At 64.5% G+C, this 279-nt stretch carries 1 protein-coding gene; it reads left to right on the top strand.

Going from position 1 to position 279, the window contains the following annotated elements:
* Positions 1-23 precede the first annotated feature (23 nt).
* On the top strand, positions 24-279 hold a 256-nt coding region (locus tag ACSNOK_RS34005), incomplete at its 3' end, for an ATP-binding protein (protein WP_436784600.1).

The following is a 279-nucleotide window of genomic DNA, read 5'->3' as shown; positions in this document are numbered from 1 at the left end:
CCCAATGGCAGTCACGCCATGCGGTGGAGCGTTTCGACTATGTCCAGGCCGAAGAGGACTTCCCCATTCTTTCGGATACCGCGTTGCAGCAAATGGTTTGCAATGTGCTCGACAATGCCGCCGAGGCATCCCCCGGCCATGTGGCGCTGCACCTGTCCGTGCGCACCGGCATGCTGTGCATCACCGTGCGCGACAAGGGTCCCGGCTTTGCACCTGCCGTGCTGGAGCAGCTGGGCCAGCGCCATATCTCCACCAAGACGGAGCGCCCGGGCCGCGGAC

This window comes from Streptomyces sp. URMC 126 (assembly GCF_051386555.1).
In the GTDB taxonomy this organism is placed as follows: Bacteria; Actinomycetota; Actinomycetes; order Streptomycetales; family Streptomycetaceae; genus Streptomyces.
The sequence above is the reverse complement of the archived record's forward strand: the minus strand, read 5'-3'. Positions and strand labels throughout refer to the sequence as shown.